Here is a 16,790-nt window from a genome sequence, read left to right as displayed (position 1 = left end):
TGTCGCAGACACGATTTGGTTGCAGTCCCTAAAGAGGCCGCTGCGGAGAGGCAGTGGCTGCCATCAGAGACGGTTGGCGTTTTGGTCCGCGCCGCCGGGGGTCTCGGCCCGGAGTCGCCCGACATGCCATGTCCGCCGTGGCGGGCGGCTTTCCGGGATACACAATGTTCCGTGGTCAGGCAACTACTCTGGCTTCATGGACTACATGACGCCCAGCAAGACGCAGCGCGCCTTGCTCGACAAGCTCATCGCCGCGGCTGAACCCGGACTTGCCGCTGCCCTGCAGAGCCAGTTCGAGGGAGCCTTGGTAGCCCCGGAGGAACACTGCTCGGAATGCTTCAAGCTGAAACCCGCCAATCGCAGTGTCCGTTTGCCCCGAGGCGTTGGCCGCCCGGTGTCCTTCGACATAGCTGAAACCGCGGAGGCGACGACGGCTGTGGACGTCCTGCTCTGGCATGAGGGCGGTTACATCGAGTCAGTGGAGATCAGCTGGGTGGGCGATGCGCACCCGAAGCTGGAAGACATCGATCTGGAATCCCGTTGATACGCAACGGCCGCCGCGACCCGAAGTTACCGGGTGGCGGCGGCCGTTGCGTGAGCTGCCGGGAGCTCCGGCAGCGCCAAGCGTTTTACTTTTCGTCGCTGATCGTGGCGATCACGGCGCCCGACGAAAGGGTTTCACCCGGGGTGACTTCCAGACCCGAGATGATGCCATCGCGGTGTGCGGTGATCGGCTGCTCCATCTTCATGGCTTCCAGCACCACAATCAGGTCGCCCTCGGAAACCTCGGCGCCGTTGTCCACGGCAACCTTCACGATGGTGCCCTGCATCGGGGAGCGCAGCTCGGCGCTGTTGCCGCCCGCGGCCCCGGCTGCCTTGCGGCCCGGCTTGCGCTTCTTCTTGGCTGCGGTGCTCTTCTCCGCGCCGTTGGAGGATGCCGAGCCCAGCGATGCCGGCAGGGTCACCTCCAGGCGCTTGCCGCCCACCTCGACGGTCACCGAGGTGCGCTCGGTGTCCTGTTCCTCGGCCTGCTCGGTCGGGAACGGATGCGGGGCGATGAAGGTGTCGAATTCGGTCTCGATCCAGCGCGTGTGCACACGGAACGGGCCCTCGGCCGGAACGAAGGCCTGGTCGCTCATGACGGCGCGGTGGAACGGCAGCACGGTGGCCATGCCCTCGATCTGGAATTCCTCCAGAGCGCGGCGGGCGCGGGCGGCGGCGATCTCGCGGGTCGGGCCGGTGATGATCAGCTTGGAGATCATCGAGTCGAAGTTGCCCGAGACGCTCTCGCCCTGCTCGATGCCCGAGTCGACGCGCACGCCGGGGCCCGACGGGAGGGTCATCTTGGTGATGGTGCCGGGGGTTGGCATGAAGCCGCGGCCTGCGTCCTCGCCGTTGATGCGGAACTCGAAGGAGTGGCCGCGCAGCTCGGGGTCGCCGTAGCCCAGCTCTTCGCCGCGGGCGATGCGGAACTGCTCGCGCACCAGGTCCATGCCGGCGACCTCTTCGGAAACCGGGTGCTCGACCTGCAGACGGGTGTTGACCTCCAGGAAGGAGATGACCCCGTCCTGGCCCACCAGGAATTCGCAGGTGCCGGCGCCGGAGTAGTTGGCCTCGCGCAGGATGGCCTTGGACGACTCGTACAGGCGGGTGATCTGCTCCTCGCTCAGGTAGGGGGCCGGAGCCTCTTCCACGAGCTTCTGGTTGCGGCGCTGCAGCGAGCAGTCGCGGGTGGACACCACCACGACGTTGCCGTGCACATCGGCCAGGCACTGGGTTTCCACGTGGCGCGGGGCATCGAGGAAGCGTTCGATGAAGCATTCGCCGCGGCCGAAGGCCGCCACGGCCTCGCGGACTGCGGATTCGTAGAGCTCGCCGATTTCCTCGCGGTTGCGCACGACCTTGATGCCGCGTCCGCCGCCGCCGTAGGCAGCCTTGATGGCCAGCGGCAGGCCGTGCTCGTCGGCGAAGGCGTAGACTTCCTCGGCCGACTCGACAGGATCCTTGGTGCCCGGGACCAGCGGCGCGCCGACTTTCTCCGCGATGTGGCGCGCCTTGACCTTGTCGCCCAGCTTGTCGATGGCCTCCGGCGATGGGCCGATCCAGGTCAGGCCGGCATCGATGACCGCCTGGGCGAACTCGGCATTCTCCGAGAGGAAGCCGTAGCCCGGGTGGATTGCGTCGGCGCCGGAGCGCTCTGCCGCATCAAGGATCTTCTCAATGCGAAGGTACGATTCAGCAGCGGTGGTGCCGCCCAGCGCATAGGCCTCGTCGGCCAGGCGCACGTGCAGGGCATCGCGGTCGGAGTCTGCATAGACGGCAACCGACTCGATTCCCTCATCGCGGGCGGCACGGATAATGCGCACTGCAATTTCGCCGCGGTTGGCGATAAGTACCTTCGTCAATGGATTCATCATGAACCTTGTCTTCAAAAATTGGGGTTTCTCATCTAGGAGCCTATCGTTTTTGTGGGAACTATATGTAGTTAACCGCTCAAACCCGGGTGTTTGGCCAGAAACTTTGGAGGATTCCTACAAAATGTGCCTGCTGATGGAGAAAGCGTCGGTCAATGATTAATTGACGCCTACAACAACAGGTTTCCGCCCGTCCCGGTCCCTGCGAGTTCAGGCGCGGGCACGGTGGCGGCGCACGGCAGCGCGATTCGCGCAGCGCACTGAGCAATAGCGCTGGCGTCCGTTGCGGGTCATGTCTACCACGACGTTGGTACACGGGGAAGCTTCGCAGCGGTGCAGGCGATGCATGCCGCGCGTGGTCAGGTGCAGCGCGGTGCCGGTGCAGATGACCGATCTGAGTACTTGGGGCATGCTTTGGCCATCGTCGCGGTAGTGCAGATGCCAGCCCTCGTTGTCGTGGTCGACCAGGCGCGGATAGGCGGCGGCCGAAGCCAGTTGGGTGTTGAGCAGCCGCGCGCGCTCCAGGTCCGAGGGTGCATCGACCACGGCAAGCCAATCGTCAATCACCGAACGCACCTGGGCATGGTCGTCGGGCAGCCGCGGGAAGGGCATAGTCATGCCTACCTCGCGGGTGCGTTCCTCGATGCCGTCACGGTCCGAAGGCCAATGATTGGCCAGGGAAGACGCGAGCAGGACGGCGTATTCTCCGTAAGGGTTGAGTTGCATAAGGATATTACACCATGCTGAACTCATGACGAACACAGCCAAGGCAGAACAGCCGGAAACCTTGAACCACCGCGCATGCGACGAGCACAGCTGGGAAGTCGAATCCCGGCACTGGACTTCCGAAGGCGAGGTGGTCTACACGCAATGCAGCGCTTGCGTTACCCGCCGCATGCAGCTGCGGCCAGTTGCGCAGCAATTATCGATGGGCAGCCATGAATTGCGTCTATAACTCGACGGGACGCGCCGGCGCCCCGGCCTGCTAGCGCGTCACGACGTGCGGAATGAAATTCGCGAAGTTGTCGGTGATCGGCCCGTGGCTTTCGCGGATGGCCAGCCCCGAAGGCTCGCCGTCGATCATCCAGACGCCCAGCACCGTGCTGACATCCTTGCGCTCGTCCTCGCGGTGGAAGACCGGCGGCAGGGCGAGTTCCTGGAGGATGAACCCTTCCTCGCCGTAGCCCTGTACCTCGCCCAGGGTGAGTTCCCCGTTGGGGCTGTGCAGGGTGATGTCCGCGCCTTCCCGGCTGAGCAGCGGTTTGCGCACGTAGCCCAGGCGTTCCAGATATGACGGCTGCTGGCCCTCGAACCAGGCAGGCAGCAGGTACTGCGAGCGGTCCGGGTCGTTGCCGAAGAGCTTCCACAACACCGGCAGGATGGCCTTGGTGCTCCACAGCATCTTGTAGGGCGGTTCGATCCAGATGGTGCCGCCCTGGTAGGAGGCGCCGTTGAACCCGGAATCAAGCATGTCGTTGAACAGGGCATCGGCGTGCTCGCTGTGGACCATGTGTTCCCACGGGTAGAGCTTGAAGATGACCTGGATAGCCGGTCCGTCTTCCCCGGCGCGGTAGCGCCCTTCGCCGTCTACCCACAGGTTCTCGATATAGATGGTCTCGGTACGGTAGCCGGCCGCGGCGCAGGTGTCGCGCAGCACCAGCGTATTCATCTCATCCTCGTGGGAGGTGTCTTCCGCGCTGCAGGCGAAGTAGACCGTGGGCATGCTGCCGATCTTGCGGGTAATCAATTCCAGGTTGCGCTGCCAGGCGACAACGAGGTCCTCGTACATGTTGGTCCACTGGGTGGCGCCGAGGTTGCGGTTGTCCTCGAACCATTGCCACTGCACGAGGGATTCGACCAGCGAGGTCGGGGTGTCGGCGTTGAACTCGTAGAGCTTCGGGATGCGCTGGTCTGCTTCCGGATGGTCCAGTCCGCCGAAGCGGAAGTCGAAGCGTCCGTACACCGAGCCGCAGGCAGGCTCCTCGTTCCAGCTGTCGATGATCGCGCGCATGGCGCGGCGGGGAATACCGAATCGTGCAAGGTCGGCGGCGCCTGAGGGGGAGAGCAGGTAGTCCCCGGCCTCCTCCAGCATCGCGAAGACCGATGCCGAGGCGCGGTGCAGGACCTCGATTTCCTTAGGCGACAGCTCGTAGTAGGCGTCATCGCGCCAATAGCGGTAGAGCTCGGGAGACGTGCTCACCCGATCCTCATGGGTGTAGACCAGCCCGGCCGCATTGACCTTGGCAAGGTAGTCCGGGCGGGCGGTAGTCATTTTGCGCTGCATCGTGCTTAGCCTCCCGAAGACCCGCCGCCGAAGCCGCCCGAATGGCCGCTGCCGCTGTTCTGCTTGGAAGTCGAGTTCTGCTTGGAGGGCGAGCCGAATCCGGCCGGCTTGCCGGTGGACGCCGAGTAGCCGTTGCGCACGGTGCCGGACAGGCCTGCCTTGCTGCGGGCGGCCGCATCATCGGAGCGGAAACGCTGGGTTGACTGCGACGGATCGAGCTTGGTGCCCGGGCGCAGGCCGCCGACGTAGCGGCCGATCATGAAGAACATCAGCGCGGTGCCGATTCCGGGCCCGTGGTGTTGCGTGGAAGTCTGCTGGGCGTCATCGCACTGGGTCTCATCGACAATGACATTGTCTTCATCCACGCAGTACACCGTGTCCTCTGCGGCCGCAGTGCTGGGGTCTGGGGTGGACTCGAAACCGGAGTCGCTGCCGCAGCTGGTCAACACCAGCGCCGCAGCGGTGGCTACCGCTGGCAAGGTGAATCGTCGTTGGACGTTCAAGATCTAGGTACTTTCTGAAGGGAATAGGATTCCTACAGCCATGCTATCTAGTTCAGGCAGCAGGTCGGTGCAATGACAGCACTTGCCGCCGCGCGCAACTACCGGGACTGCTCACACCGGGCCGCAGCTAGACGCCGACACCTGGAGCCGATAACCGCTGCCTGCGGCCGGGGGATACCCGGTGATTGTTCCAGCAACCAGCCGCCAACGAGGTAACGATTCTGACTCGTTTTCGAGCAATCAAACGCTGTCCTCACGCTCTCCGATAGGCTCTGGTCAACGGGAACTAAGGAGCATGCCTAGTGAGAATCCGTTTTCTTGGCCCGGCCCTGCTGCCCGGCATGAGCGTCGCAATGCTCTCCGGCTGCGCAAGCGGTTCGGGCATTCCCGCCATCCACCAGCAGGCGCAGGAAGAAGACCGTTGGCCCGGCGACCAGGCATTGCTTTCCGACAGCGGCATGGCCGTTGACACGTCCAGGCTGCTGGCCAGCCACAATGACTTGGACTACTACGTCGCCACCTCCGAAGACCAAAAGATGGCATGCCTGTTCAAATTCGAGCACGCTGATCCCAGTGAAGGGGCGATGGGTGGATGCGGCGGGCTGGGCGGAACAGATTTTATCGTCGAATTTTCAACGCCCGAGGGCCACACGGCACTCGTGCGCAATGACGCCGAGATCCGCAATTACGAGTCCAAGGGATAGCAGCAAATCCACGAGAACATCTTCATCAAGGGTCCCTGACCGAACCACAAAGCGGAGCCTGCCACGAAGAATTCGTGGCAGGCTCCGCTTTGTGGTGATCTAGCTGGATGCTACTTCCAGAGGTCGATGATCTGCACTCCCGCTTGGCCCAGCAGGGCGCGAAGCGTGGAAACGTCCAGCCCCACAACGTTCTGGAAATTTCCCTCGATTGACTCGATGAAGGAAGCCGCCAGTCCGTCAATGGTGAATGCCCCGGCGCAGGGCAGCGGCTCCCCGCTGGCCACGTAGGCTTCGATCTCCGCCTCGCTGACCTTGGAAAAATGCACCACGGTGGAGGAGATCCGGCCCTGGGCCGCCTCCGGGTTGGCCGTGTCGATGAGCCAGTGGCCCGAGTGCAGGACTCCGGTCGAACCGCTCAGCTGCTGCCAGCGCTCGCGCGCCACCTCGGGAGTGTGCGGTTTGCCGTAGGCCACGCCGTCCAGCTCGAACACCGAATCGCAGCCGAGCACCAGGGTGCCTTCCCGGTGGTCAGCGGCTGCGACATCCTCCGCCTTGGCCTTGGCCAGCAGCAACGCTGTTTGCGCCGGAGTCCGCGGGCCGAGCTCGTCCACTGCGGACTGGAGCACTGCATCCTCATCGACATTCGACACCTGGGTATCGAACGCCAGACCTGCATCGGTGAGCACCTTCTTGCGGCCCCAGGACGCGGAGGCGAGCAGCAAGCGCGCCGGAGTCTCTACGACTTCACTCATACGGTGACATCCTCCTTGGCGCCGGCGGCGCCGCCATGCGGGTTGTTGTTGTCCTCGGCCTCAAGCATGGCGTTCAGCTTGGAGCCTTCCACGTCTACATCCGGCAGGATCTTGTCCAGCCACTTCGGAAGGTACCAGGCTTTGTCGCCGAGCAGGTGCATGAGCGCCGGGATCAGCGTCATGCGCACCACGAAGGCGTCGAAGAGCACACCCACCGCCAGGGCGAAGCCCAGCGGGCGGATCATGGACAGGTGCGAGAACACGAAGCCTGCGAACACCGAGATCATGATCAGCGCGGCGGCTGTGACCACCGGGGCGGCCATGGAGAATCCGGAGCGCACCGCGTCGCGGGCAGGCTCGCCATGGGCGAAGCGCTCCCGCATCGCGGAGACCAGGAAGACTTGGTAGTCCATGGCCAGCCCGAACAGGATGCCCGTCAGCAGGATCGGCAGGAAGCTGAGCAGCGGGCCGGGCACGTTCACGTCGAAGACGCTGCGCATCCAGCCGAACTGGTAGACCATGACGCTGGCGCCGAAGGCCGCGGCCAGCGACAGCAGGAACCCGGCGGTGGCCAGCACCGGCACCACCACTGAACGGAAGACGAGCAGCAACAGGATCAGCGACAGGCCCACCACGATGGCCAGGTACGGAATCAGCGCCTCGGTGACCTTCTCCGACACGTCGATCTGGGCGGCCACTTGGCCGGTCAGCGAGATCGTGGCGCCGGTGGCGTCATGGACCTTCGAGTAGTCCGCGCGCAGCTGGTGTACCAGCGCCTCGGTGGCTTCCGAGGACGGGCCGTCGGTCGGGATGACCTGGATTGCTGACAGCGTGCGGTCCTCGGTCATGGTCACGGGGATGGCAGCCACCACTCCGTCGTAGTCGCGCAGCATATCCGCCACGTCCAGCGACATGGTGTCGGCGTCGCGCTGCGACAGTCCTTCCGGCAAGTCCGCGAGGACCAGCAGCGGGCCGTTGTAGCCGGCGCCGAACTTGTCGCTGGTCTGCTCGAAGGCCTGGAAGGCCTGCGAGTCGGCCGGCTCGGCACTGCCGTCCGGCAGCGCGGTGCGCATCTGGGCCGAGGGCAGGGCGATGGCGCCGAGCACCACAACCACCAGCAGGACGGCCGGGATGGCCACCTTGGTCACCGTGCGCACCCAGCGCGAGGAGATCGGTTCCTTGATGGTCGGGTTCTCCGCTTCGGCGGCGGCCTTGGCGCGGGCCCGCTTGGAGACCAGCCGGTTGCCGGCCAGCGACAGCAGCGCCGGCAGCAGGGTGATGTTCAGCAGCACCGAGCAGAGCACGGTGAACGCGGCCGAGAGGCCCAGCACGCTCAGGAACGGCAAGCCCGGCACGGTCAGCGCGGCCAGCGCGATGATCACGGTCAGGCCGGCGAAGACCACCGCGTTGCCGCTGGTGCCCACGGCGCGCGCGATGGATTCGCCCACGTCCATGCCGCCCAGCAGCTGGGACCGGTGCCGGTGGATGATGAACAGCGCGTAGTCGATGCCCACCGCGAGACCCAGCATGAGCGCCAGCGCGGGGGTAATCGAGGCCATGTCGATCAGCGAGGAGAACGCCAGGGTGGTGCCGACGCCGGCGCCGACCCCGAGGATGGCCAGCAGCAGCGGAAGCCCCGCGGCGACCAAGGTGCCGAGCATGACCAGCAGCACGATTGCCGCAATCACCACGCCGATGATTTCTGCTGCTCCGAAGATCGAGGAGATATCCTGGATGATCTCCTTGGAGAACAGCACCTCGACGCCATTGGCCTGCGGGCCGGCGGCGATGGCGGTGATCATGTCGCGCTCGGAGGCGGTCAGCGCATCGGTCTGAACCTTGAAGGTCACCTGCGCGACGGCGGTGCTGCCGTCTTCGGAAACGAAGCGCATGCCGTTGCTGGAGTTGACCTGGCGGGAAGCGAACTCTAGTTCGGCCCGCCCCGATTCCAGGTCCTTCCCAGCGGTGGCAATGTCCTTTTCCGCCTGCTCCAGCTCGGCGGATTTTTCCTTGATGGTCGCTTCGCCTTCTTCAAGCTTGGTCTTGGCCGCGGCCAATTCCGCCTTGCCTGCCTCGAACTCCGCCTTTTTCTGGTCGAATTCGGCCTGGCCGGCGTTCAGCTTCGATTGGCCGGCACGCAGCTCGGCCCATCCGCTATTCAGCTTGGCGCGGTTGGTGGCAAGCTCCGACTTGGCGGCGTCCAGCTGGGACTTCGCACCGGTCAGTTCGGTCTTAGCGGACACCAGCTTGCCGCGGTTCTTGTCCAGTTCTGCCTGGCCGGTTTTCAGATCGGCGGCGCCGGAGTCCAGCTGCTTGCGGGCGGCATCCAGCTTGGCCAGCCCGCCCTGGGCGGCATTGACCTGGTCAAGGGACCCTTGGGCTTGGGCGATGCCTTCCTTTGCTTGGTCACGTCCGGCAACGGCTTCTGCCTTCTTGCCTTCCGCTTCCTCCCGTCCGGCGGTGAGCTGCTCCAACATGCCGGTGTACTTGCCGATATCGGCTTCATTGTTCTCTGCCTTCGCCTGGTCCAGCAGCTTCTGAGTCTGGACGATCTGGGTGCTTAGCCCTGCTATGGCAGCCTCTGCCTGCTTGATCCCGGCTTCTGCAGCCGCCAGGCCTTGTTCGGCCTGCTTCAGCCCGGCGGTGGCCTGCTTCTTTCCTTCTGAGAGCTGCGCTTCGACCTTGTCGCGAGGCTGGCCCTGCAGGATGGCTTCCATCCCTGCGGCGTAGTCCTTCTCTCCGGAGTCGATCTTGGCCTGCGCCGCGTCGAGTTTCTTTTCGCCTGCCTGGAACTGCTCCAGACCCTTGTCGTACTGCGCGCGGCCGGCGTTGTATTCCTTGAGACCGGTGTCGTACTTCTTCTGCCCGGCATCCAGCTGGGCCTGGCCGCTGGTCAGCTGCGCTTCGGCCTGCTGCAATTCGGCGCGTCCGTTGGCAAGCTGCGCCGCTGCGGCATCGATCTGAGGCTGCCCCGCGGCGATCTGCTCCTGGCCCTTGTTGTACTCGGCCCAGCCATCGGTGATGCCCTGCTTGGCATCTTCCAGCTGCTGCTTGCCATCGGCGATCTGCTGCTTGCCGTCATCCAGCTTCTTCTGGCCGTCGACCAGCTTCTGCTGCGCCTTGTCCAGTTCCGGCTGCGCGTCATCGAGCTGCTTCTGCAGCTTGAACGGGCTCGTGGCATCCACGACCTGCGGGTGCAAGCCCAGCTGTTCCAAGGAGTCGGCAATCGACTGCTTTTGCGCTTCGTTCAGCGGTTTGCCCGAGCTTTCACGGAACACGATGGAACCGGAGCCGCCGGCAAGATCCGGAAGCTCGTCCTTCATCCGGTCCAGCGTGCGCTGGGTTTCGGTGCCCGGGATGGTGAAGCTATTGGACAGCTGCCCCATGAAGAGGCTGGCGGAGACGCCGATGAAGATGAATGCGGCCAGCCACATCGCGATGACGCGGTAGTGGTGCCGATGAGCCCACCGTGCGAGGCGGTAAAGCATTGAAGCCATGGGATTAGTCTTCCTGGAGTGGTAGCGCGGCGGTGGTGGGCAGGGCGGCGAACCCCTCATTGAGGGTCTTCATCGCCTGGGTGATCAGGTGGTGGAACTCGGCAATCTGCTGATCCGACAGTTCCATGGGCGATCCGTTGGGATTGGGAAGCCGTTCGATCCATTCATCGAAGGCTGCCTGCCCCGCACCCAGGATCGCGTGGGTGAACACGCGGATGGAGAAGCTGTCCGCCTGCGGATAGCGGCGGGCCACCCGCTCGATGACATCGGTGGTGGCGATCTGCCATTCATCCATATTGGTCGGATAACAGCCGGTAGGGGAATCCGCCTTGAGGTAGGCGCCGAACAAGGCGACTTGGCCCAGCAGTTTGGCTACCTCGTCGGATTTCAGCGCCAGCACGATGGCCTCGATCAACGGCAGAGTATCGGTCAGCTCGTTGATGGACTCGACCATGGTTTCCAGCACCGCATGCAGCGGGTAGGACAGGATCGCGTCCACCGTGGGGAAATAATTGAACAGCGTGCGCCGGGAAATCCCGGCGGCCTCCGCGATCTGGGTGGCGGTGATGCCGGCGCCATGCCCTTCGTGCAGAAGCCCCGATGCGGCGGCGACGATCGCCTGCAGGGTGGCTTGCTTGTTTTTTTCGCGGCGATTGCCGACGCTGAGGGAAGTCACATAGTTACACTACGTGCAAAGTTGCACTCTGTGCAAAACAAAAATGAGTGCACCGCGCAGTGCGGCACTGATGGTTTCGGCTATTCCGTGGTGCGGTTGCCGGTCTGAACTGGATTGGGGGCTCCAGCCATTGCACGCGCTGACAAGCCGGCCAGCCGCTCCAGCGGACCGCGTCCCAGGAAAATGGCCCAGAGGGTGCTTCCGATCAACAGCGCCATCATGGTGAGGGGCAAGGACGTATCCGACATGAGCATGCCTCCGGGCCCGGCAGCAATAAAATAGCTGACCAGATGGGCGCAGTAGGAAGTCAGCGGCATCGAGCCCATGGCGGCCACGGGCAGAGCTATCCATCGCAGCGGCGCAGCAACCAGAAGACACAGGCCGAGAACGATGAGGGCGAACCCGCCCGAGCCGATAATTTCCGCAGTGGCGCCGGAGTGCGGTTCTGCGCTGAAAAATGCCTTCCATGCGGAGGCCCCGATTTCTTCGGGGCTGATTGTCTGCGCAAGCCCTGTCCAGCCCATGCCGGAGAAATACGAAGCATCGTAGGAGGAGCTATCGGGCCATTGGCCTGAAGAAAGCTCCGGCTCATCCATGCTTTGCCGCTCGGGGATCTCCTCCGGCGGCACGCAGCTCACGTAGGAACCGGGCACGCCTTCACAGTACATCCCGCCCAGATCGAGTTTCTCTGCCGGCACATACTCGGGCATTGGCATGCTGGAATCACCGATCAGGTCCTCACCGTCAAAGCTTTCTTCCAAGAATGGCGTGACGGATCCCGGCGCGGGGATGATGGCTGCACCATAGCCGATGAATGCCAGCACCATTCCCGCGGCCAGGAGCTTGCCGGCCGTGGCTGCTGAGGCAAGTCGGAATTGTCCAATGGCCATCCCCGCAAAGATCAGCGCCAGCCAGGCGGCGGCCGAGTAGATGCCGAAGAACGTCAGCATGGCTCCGGGGGCGGAGGGTTCCAAGAGGACGGTCTTCAACACTGCTAGTGTGGCGGGGCCCAGCACAGCGCAAATAACCGACAACACCAAGAGTTTGCCTGCGCTCCAACGTAGAAAGGGTATTGCCGCTACGTAAAGCACTCCGTAGATCGTCAAGATCACCGCGATGGGAGTGTTCAGCAATTCTAGGACCAGGCCAATGGCAAAGATGAAGGCGCCTCGACCCAACATGGCAAGCCTGATCTGGGGGAGCTCAGCAGCCGAGGGGCGCGACCTGCCTCCTGTCATGAGGCTGATGGAGATGCCTGCCAGCAGGGCGAAAAGGAGAGAAGACCGGCCGTTGGCCAACGCGCCCCAGGTGCCCGGTGTGAACAAGTCGACTTCTTCGGGCATATCAAGGTGCGCGACGACCATTCCCAGAATTGCCAAGCCGCGAGCCAGGTCCAATCCCATGACACGTGGGGGCCGTCCAAAATTCTGCAGCCGGGTTCTGAAGCTTGCCTGGGAATGCGCGGGAGCTACCGGATCTTCGCTCTGTTCGATGGTCGTCACAAGCTGAATCTTATAGTCGATTTCGTGTGTGACCTGTAACAATTTGGATACTTTTATTGCCTTGACGTCGCTTTGCCATTTCCCGGCAAGAGCTCTGGGGGCTTAACCGAAGTGACCACCAAACCCCAAAGGGTTTGGTGGTCAAACGACGGCGAATATTCGGGAGCTAGGCCTTGGCTGGCTCCAGTTCCTCGGACAGGTTGTCCTCGGCGAACGGATTCCCGTTGCGCGGCGCGTTGTAGAGGTCCAGATCCAGGATGCCTTCGCGCTTGGCGACGATGGTCGGGACCAGCGCCTGGCCGGCGACGTTAACCGCGGTGCGGCCCATGTCCACGATCGGGTCCACTGCCAACAGCAGGCCTACGCCGGCCAATGGCAGTCCCAGGGTGGACAGCGTCAGGGTCAGCATCACGATGGCCCCGGTGGTGCCAGCGGTGGCCGCCGAGCCCAGAACCGAAACCAGGGCGATCAGCAGGTAGTCGGCCAGCGTCAGGTCGATCTGGAAGAACTGGGCCACGAAGATCGCGGAGATCGCCGGGTAGATCGCCGCGCAGCCGTCCATCTTGGTGGTGGCGCCCAGCGGCACGGCGAAGGAAGCGTAGCCCGAGGGCACGCCGAGGTTGCGCTCGGTCACGCGCTGTGTCAGCGGCAGGGTGCCGATCGAGGAGCGGGAGACGAAGCCCAGCTGGACCGCCGGCCAGACGCCGGAGAAGTACTGCTTGATGGACAGACCGTGCAGGCGGACCAGGACCGGGTAGAGCGCGAAGAGCACCAGGGCCAGGCCGACGTAGATCGCCAGGGTGAACTTGCCCAGCGCGCCGATGGTGTCCCAGCCGTAGGTGGCGACGGCGTTGCCGATCAGGCCCACGGTGCCGATTGGCGCAAGACGGATGATCCACCACAGCACCTTCTGGATGATGGCCAGGATCGATGCGGAGAAGTTCAGGAACGGCTCGGCGGCCTTGCCGACCTTCAGCGCCGCCACGCCCACGGCGATGGCGATCACCAGGATCTGCAGCACGTTGAAGCTGACCGAGGTGCTGGCGACGCCGTCCTCCATCCGGGTGCTGGCGCCCAGGCCCAGGAAGTTCGACGGGATCAACCCAGTGAGGAAGCCCAGCCAGTCGCCGGTTTTGCCGGTGTACTCTTCCGGGGTTCCTTGCCCGGTGTTGGCTCCCGGCTGGAAGACCAGTCCGAGGGCCATGCCGATGGTCACGGAGATCAGCGCGGTGATGCCGAACCACAGCAGGGTCTGCCAGGCCAGTCGGGCCGCGTTGGTGACCTTGGAGAGGTTTGCAATCGAGGCGACCACAGCGAAGAAGATCAGCGGTATGACCGCCGTGCGCAGCAGGGCCACGTAGCTTGAGCCAATGATCTGCAGGGCTTCACCCAGACCGTTGGGCTGTTCGGCAGTGCTGCCGGTGTACTTGGCGGCCAGGCCGAGCAACAGGCCGACGATGAGAGCCGCGATGATCTGCGGCCCAAAGCTTGTCATCCAACGTGGTAGTCGGGAAGAAGGTGCGGTTTTTGACATGTCACACACCGTAGGCCTTAAATTCCCGGGGCGCGCAGTTTCTGTTACGCAACATGACGAATGCGGATTTCCTGTGATTTGTAACGCCCCTGGAAAGCGGGATTGAGCCGCGGATCACTGCCAAGTGGGGAATTTTCTGCCGGGATTTCGAAATATGACGGCTGGATTAGACGGCATGAAACGTGAGCGCTACACGCTAAACGCGGGTGGTGGTTGACAACGCGGCGCTCCGGCCAACAGGTCTCCGCTAAGCGGGAAAAGCCTCGCCGCGAACATTGACAGGCAAGTGGATACTTGCCTATTCTCGTTGCATGGCGGATCTATTCAAGGCTCTGGCAGACAGCACGCGGCGCATCATCATGGACGAACTCGCACAGCGCGATGGCCAGACCCTGTTCGAAATCTGCGGGCGGCTGGCCATGATCCACGAGCTGGCCATGAGCCGGCAGGCCGTCTCGCAGCATCTGGCGGTGCTGGAAGACGCCGGTCTGGTCATCTCGCGCCGGGAGGGCCGCTATAAGTTGCACCACCTGGATACCGCTCCGCTGCGGGAGATCGCCGAACGGTGGCCGCAAACCCATACCAACGACCAAGGGAGGAACCAATGAAGATCTATATCACCAGCGTCTTTGTCGACGACCAAGCCAAGGCGCGCGAGTTCTATACCAAGGTGCTGGGTTTCGTGGTCAAGCACGACATCCCGGTGGGGGAGGACAGCTGGCTGACGCTGACCTCGCCGGACGCGCTCGCCGGTCCCGAGCTGCTGCTGGAGCCCTCCGGCCACCCGGCGGTGGCTCCGTTCCGCGAAGCGCTGGTCAGCGACGGCATCCCATTCACGTCCTTTGCCGTGGAGGATGTCAAAGCCGAATACGAGCGAATGCTTGCCCTGGGTGTCGTCTTCACCCAGCCGCCCACGGAAATGGGTCCGGTCACCACCGCGGTCTTCGATGACACCTGCGGCAACCTGATCCAGCTGTCCAACTACAAGGACTGAATTCGCGGCAGTCCGCAAACGGCGACAGGGTTCCCTCGACCGCGTGGTCGAGGGAACCCTGTCGCATTCATATAAGTTTTCCGGCGGCTTCTCAGCCGTCCAGCAGTGCGCGCTTGAGCGTGTCCAGGCCGACCGAACCCAGCTTCAGCGCCCGGGTGTGGAAGGCCCGCACATCGAAGTTTTCGCCCTCGCGGGCGGCCAGCTCATCGCGGATCTGCTCCCACAGGCGCTGCCCGACCTTGTAGCTCGGAGCCTGCCCCGGCCAGCCCAGGTAGCGCGTGAATTCGAAGTCCAGCTGTCCGGGGGAATCGTCGAAGTTGGCGCGCAGGAAGTCGTAGCCCTTCTCCGGGGTCCAGATTCCTTCGCCCCATGCGGCGGGGATCTCCAGCTCGAGATGCACACCGATGTCGAAGACCACGCGGGCCGCGCGCATCCGCTGCGCGCCGAGCATTCCCATGTAGTCTCCCGGGTCGTCCAGGTAGCCCAGCTGCTGCATCAGCCGCTCCGAGTACAGGGCCCAGCCTTCGCCGTGTCCGGAAACCCAGCACAGGTTGCGGCGCCACTTGTTCAGCGTGTCCGCCTGCAGTTGCGCGGTGCCGATCTGCAGGTGGTGGCCCGGAACGCCCTCGTGGTACACCGTGGTGAGTTCGGACCAGGTGGTGAACTCGTCCTCGCCCGGCGGAATGGACCACCACATGCGTCCGGGGCGGGAGAAGTCCTCGGACGGGCCGGTGTAGTAGATGCCACCGTCCTCGGTCGGGGCGATCATGCACTCGATGCGGTCCATCGGCGCCGGGATGTCGAAGTGTGTTCCGGCCAGGTCCCGGACCGCGGCGTCCGCCTTGGACTGCATCCATTCGCGCAGCGCGTCCTTACCGGCGAGCTTGCGCTCCGGATCCGCGTTCAGGATCTCCTTGGCCTCCGCGATGGAGGCACCGGGCTTGATCTGCTGCGCCACGCGTTCCTGCTCGGCGATGATCCTGCCCAGCTCCTCGACGCCCCAGGCGTAGGTCTCCTCGAGATCGACTTCGGCGCCCAGGAAATCGCGCGAGGCGAGGGCATACTGCTCGCGTCCCACGGCGTCCTTGGCCGGGGCCGCGGGCAGCAGCTCCTCTTCCAGGACCGAGGCTAGTTTGCGGTAGGCAGCCTTGGATGCGTCGGCGCCGGAGGCCAGGGCTTCGCTCAGCGAGGCATCCAGCTTGGCGCCGTCAGCCGCCAGCTCGTCGAAGAAGCCGCCGTCCTTGGCGTAGTCCGTCGACTGCTCCATGACGATCTTCACCTGGCGGCGTGCGGCGACCAGCCCCTTGGAAGCAGAGTCGCGCAGGGACTCGATGTAGCCGTCCATGGCGGCCGGCAGATTCGCCAGTCGCCGGGCGATATGCCCGAAGTCCTCGGCCGAGTCCTGCGGCATGAGGTCGAAGATGGCGCGGATCCCCTGGGCCGGGCAGGCGATGTTGTTCAGTTCGGTGCGGCCGGTGGCAATGATCTCCAGCTCCAGCCCCAGGCGTTCCTGCATGGCATCGAGGGTGACCTTGTCGATGTCGTCCACGGGCTGCAGCTCCCCGAGCTTGGCCAATGTGTTGCGGGCGGCCTCGGCGTAGCGCCGGGTTCCCTCGGGGGAGTAGTCGCCGTACAGGCTTTCGTATCCGGGCAGTCCGAGTTCCGCCCCGAAGTCCGGGTAGATCCGCAGGGTGTGCTCGAAGTGTTCATCTGCTACGGCGTCGATGGCCGTGGCGGCGCGAGGTGATGTCTCGTTGTTCATGCGGCAAGCCTAGTTGATCTGAAACAGATGTTAAAGAGATGAAGTGAAAATGAATCGGCGGTGCCCACCGGCGTCTGAATGGCGCCTCGGAGGAAACGGGGCTATGGTGGTTAACTATTGCCTACCTATCGATAGGTAGGAATCGAGAATCACCTCGCGTCAACCTTT

Annotated in this window: 15 protein-coding genes; 5 read left to right on the top strand and 10 right to left on the bottom strand. The window is 63.9% G+C overall.

Features of this window, described 5'->3' with window-relative positions; translation table 11 throughout:
• Positions 1 to 196 precede the first annotated feature (196 nt).
• Positions 197 to 544, top strand: a complete 348-nt coding sequence (locus DFO58_RS07130; RefSeq protein WP_047118499.1) for a hypothetical protein — start codon at positions 197 to 199, stop codon at positions 542 to 544.
• Positions 545 to 629: 85 nt separating this feature from the next.
• Here DFO58_RS07130 and DFO58_RS07125 read toward each other — a convergent pair whose 3' ends face one another.
• A complete protein-coding gene (locus DFO58_RS07125) occupies positions 630 to 2,414 on the bottom strand; it encodes a biotin carboxylase N-terminal domain-containing protein (protein WP_237562230.1) in 1,785 nt (594 codons plus the stop codon).
• Between the two features lie 210 nt (positions 2,415 to 2,624).
• A complete protein-coding gene (locus DFO58_RS07120; protein WP_120989889.1) occupies positions 2,625 to 3,140 on the bottom strand; it encodes a CGNR zinc finger domain-containing protein in 516 nt (171 codons plus the stop codon).
• A gap of 25 nt (positions 3,141 to 3,165) precedes the next feature.
• On the opposite strand from DFO58_RS07120, the gene DFO58_RS07115 reads away from it, so the two are divergent.
• Complete coding sequence (locus DFO58_RS07115; protein WP_113606745.1) at positions 3,166 to 3,369, top strand: hypothetical protein; 204 nt, start codon at positions 3,166 to 3,168, stop codon at positions 3,367 to 3,369.
• Positions 3,370 to 3,399: 30 nt separating this feature from the next.
• Here DFO58_RS07115 and DFO58_RS07110 read toward each other — a convergent pair whose 3' ends face one another.
• Together DFO58_RS07110 and DFO58_RS07105 are read right to left on the bottom strand one after the other, a co-directional pair.
• Entirely contained in the window at positions 3,400 to 4,686 is a 1,287-nt protein-coding gene (locus DFO58_RS07110; RefSeq protein WP_183043123.1) for a glutathionylspermidine synthase family protein, read from the bottom strand.
• 17 nt (positions 4,687 to 4,703) lie between these two features.
• Complete coding sequence (locus DFO58_RS07105) at positions 4,704 to 5,201, bottom strand: hypothetical protein (RefSeq protein ID WP_147407217.1); 498 nt, start codon at positions 5,199 to 5,201, stop codon at positions 4,704 to 4,706.
• A gap of 302 nt (positions 5,202 to 5,503) precedes the next feature.
• Here DFO58_RS07105 and DFO58_RS07100 point away from each other — a divergent pair, with 302 nt between their 5' ends.
• A complete protein-coding gene (locus tag DFO58_RS07100) occupies positions 5,504 to 5,905 on the top strand; it encodes a hypothetical protein (protein ID WP_120989883.1) in 402 nt (133 codons plus the stop codon).
• A gap of 110 nt (positions 5,906 to 6,015) precedes the next feature.
• Here DFO58_RS07100 and DFO58_RS07095 read toward each other — a convergent pair whose 3' ends face one another.
• The 5 genes from DFO58_RS07095 to DFO58_RS07075 all read right to left on the bottom strand — a co-directional run bounded on the left by DFO58_RS07095 (position 6,016) and on the right by DFO58_RS07075 (position 13,827).
• The gene (locus tag DFO58_RS07095; RefSeq protein ID WP_113606741.1) at positions 6,016 to 6,657 is read right to left on the bottom strand and encodes a nucleoside triphosphate pyrophosphatase; all 642 of its coding nucleotides are present in this window, start codon (positions 6,655 to 6,657) and stop codon (positions 6,016 to 6,018) included.
• Positions 6,654 to 10,154, bottom strand: a complete 3,501-nt coding sequence (locus DFO58_RS07090; protein WP_120989881.1) for an MMPL family transporter — start codon at positions 10,152 to 10,154, stop codon at positions 6,654 to 6,656. The genes DFO58_RS07095 and DFO58_RS07090 overlap by 4 nt, the downstream gene beginning before the upstream one ends.
• A 4-nt stretch (positions 10,155 to 10,158) precedes the next feature.
• Positions 10,159 to 10,830, bottom strand: coding sequence for a TetR family transcriptional regulator (locus DFO58_RS07085; protein WP_120989879.1), 672 nt, complete (start codon positions 10,828 to 10,830; stop codon positions 10,159 to 10,161).
• An 80-nt stretch (positions 10,831 to 10,910) separates the two neighbouring features.
• On the bottom strand, positions 10,911 to 12,332 hold the full coding sequence (locus DFO58_RS07080; protein WP_147407216.1) for a heparan-alpha-glucosaminide N-acetyltransferase domain-containing protein: 1,422 nt from the start codon (positions 12,330 to 12,332) through the stop codon (positions 10,911 to 10,913).
• A 166-nt stretch (positions 12,333 to 12,498) separates the two neighbouring features.
• Complete coding sequence (locus DFO58_RS07075) at positions 12,499 to 13,827, bottom strand: dicarboxylate/amino acid:cation symporter (protein WP_231735985.1); 1,329 nt, start codon at positions 13,825 to 13,827, stop codon at positions 12,499 to 12,501.
• Positions 13,828 to 14,177: 350 nt separating this feature from the next.
• On the opposite strand from DFO58_RS07075, the gene DFO58_RS07070 reads away from it, so the two are divergent.
• Both DFO58_RS07070 and DFO58_RS07065 read left to right on the top strand, forming a co-directional pair.
• A complete protein-coding gene (locus tag DFO58_RS07070; protein ID WP_120989873.1) occupies positions 14,178 to 14,474 on the top strand; it encodes a metalloregulator ArsR/SmtB family transcription factor in 297 nt (98 codons plus the stop codon).
• Positions 14,471 to 14,860 (top strand): VOC family protein, encoded by a 390-nt coding sequence (locus DFO58_RS07065; RefSeq protein WP_120989871.1) that lies wholly within the window; start codon positions 14,471 to 14,473, stop codon positions 14,858 to 14,860. Before DFO58_RS07070 ends, DFO58_RS07065 begins: the two co-directional genes overlap by 4 nt.
• A 91-nt stretch (positions 14,861 to 14,951) precedes the next feature.
• Here DFO58_RS07065 and DFO58_RS07060 read toward each other — a convergent pair whose 3' ends face one another.
• Positions 14,952 to 16,622 carry a DUF885 domain-containing protein gene (locus tag DFO58_RS07060; RefSeq protein WP_120989869.1) on the bottom strand — a complete coding sequence of 557 codons (1,671 nt, stop codon included), beginning with the start codon at positions 16,620 to 16,622 and terminating at the stop codon, positions 14,952 to 14,954.
• Between the last annotated feature and the right edge of the window lie 168 nt (positions 16,623 to 16,790).

Source organism: Arthrobacter sp. AG1021 (assembly GCF_003633665.1).
GTDB classification, from domain to species: domain Bacteria; phylum Actinomycetota; class Actinomycetes; order Actinomycetales; family Micrococcaceae; genus Glutamicibacter; species Glutamicibacter soli.
Note: the sequence above shows the minus strand (reverse complement) of the source record. Positions and strands in the feature narration are given on the sequence as shown.

Bases quoted from the DNA above. Each gene is read 5' to 3' on its own strand.
- DFO58_RS07130 (WP_047118499.1), top strand. From the start codon at position 197: ATGGACTACATGACGCCCAGCAAGACGCAGCGCGCCTTGCTCGACAAG.
- DFO58_RS07125 (WP_237562230.1), bottom strand. From the start codon at position 2,414: ATGAATCCATTGACGAAGGTACTTATCGCCAACCGCGGCGAAATTGCA.
- DFO58_RS07120 (WP_120989889.1), bottom strand. From the start codon at position 3,140: ATGCAACTCAACCCTTACGGAGAATACGCCGTCCTGCTCGCGTCTTCC.
- DFO58_RS07115 (WP_113606745.1), top strand. From the start codon at position 3,166: ATGACGAACACAGCCAAGGCAGAACAGCCGGAAACCTTGAACCACCGC.
- DFO58_RS07110 (WP_183043123.1), bottom strand. From the start codon at position 4,686: ATGACTACCGCCCGCCCGGACTACCTTGCCAAGGTCAATGCGGCCGGG.
- DFO58_RS07095 (WP_113606741.1), bottom strand. From the start codon at position 6,657: ATGAGTGAAGTCGTAGAGACTCCGGCGCGCTTGCTGCTCGCCTCCGCG.
- DFO58_RS07090 (WP_120989881.1), bottom strand. From the start codon at position 10,154: ATGGCTTCAATGCTTTACCGCCTCGCACGGTGGGCTCATCGGCACCAC.
- DFO58_RS07075 (WP_231735985.1), bottom strand. From the start codon at position 13,827: ATGACAAGCTTTGGGCCGCAGATCATCGCGGCTCTCATCGTCGGCCTG.
- DFO58_RS07070 (WP_120989873.1), top strand. From the start codon at position 14,178: ATGGCGGATCTATTCAAGGCTCTGGCAGACAGCACGCGGCGCATCATC.
- DFO58_RS07065 (WP_120989871.1), top strand. From the start codon at position 14,471: ATGAAGATCTATATCACCAGCGTCTTTGTCGACGACCAAGCCAAGGCG.
- DFO58_RS07060 (WP_120989869.1), bottom strand. From the start codon at position 16,622: ATGAACAACGAGACATCACCTCGCGCCGCCACGGCCATCGACGCCGTA.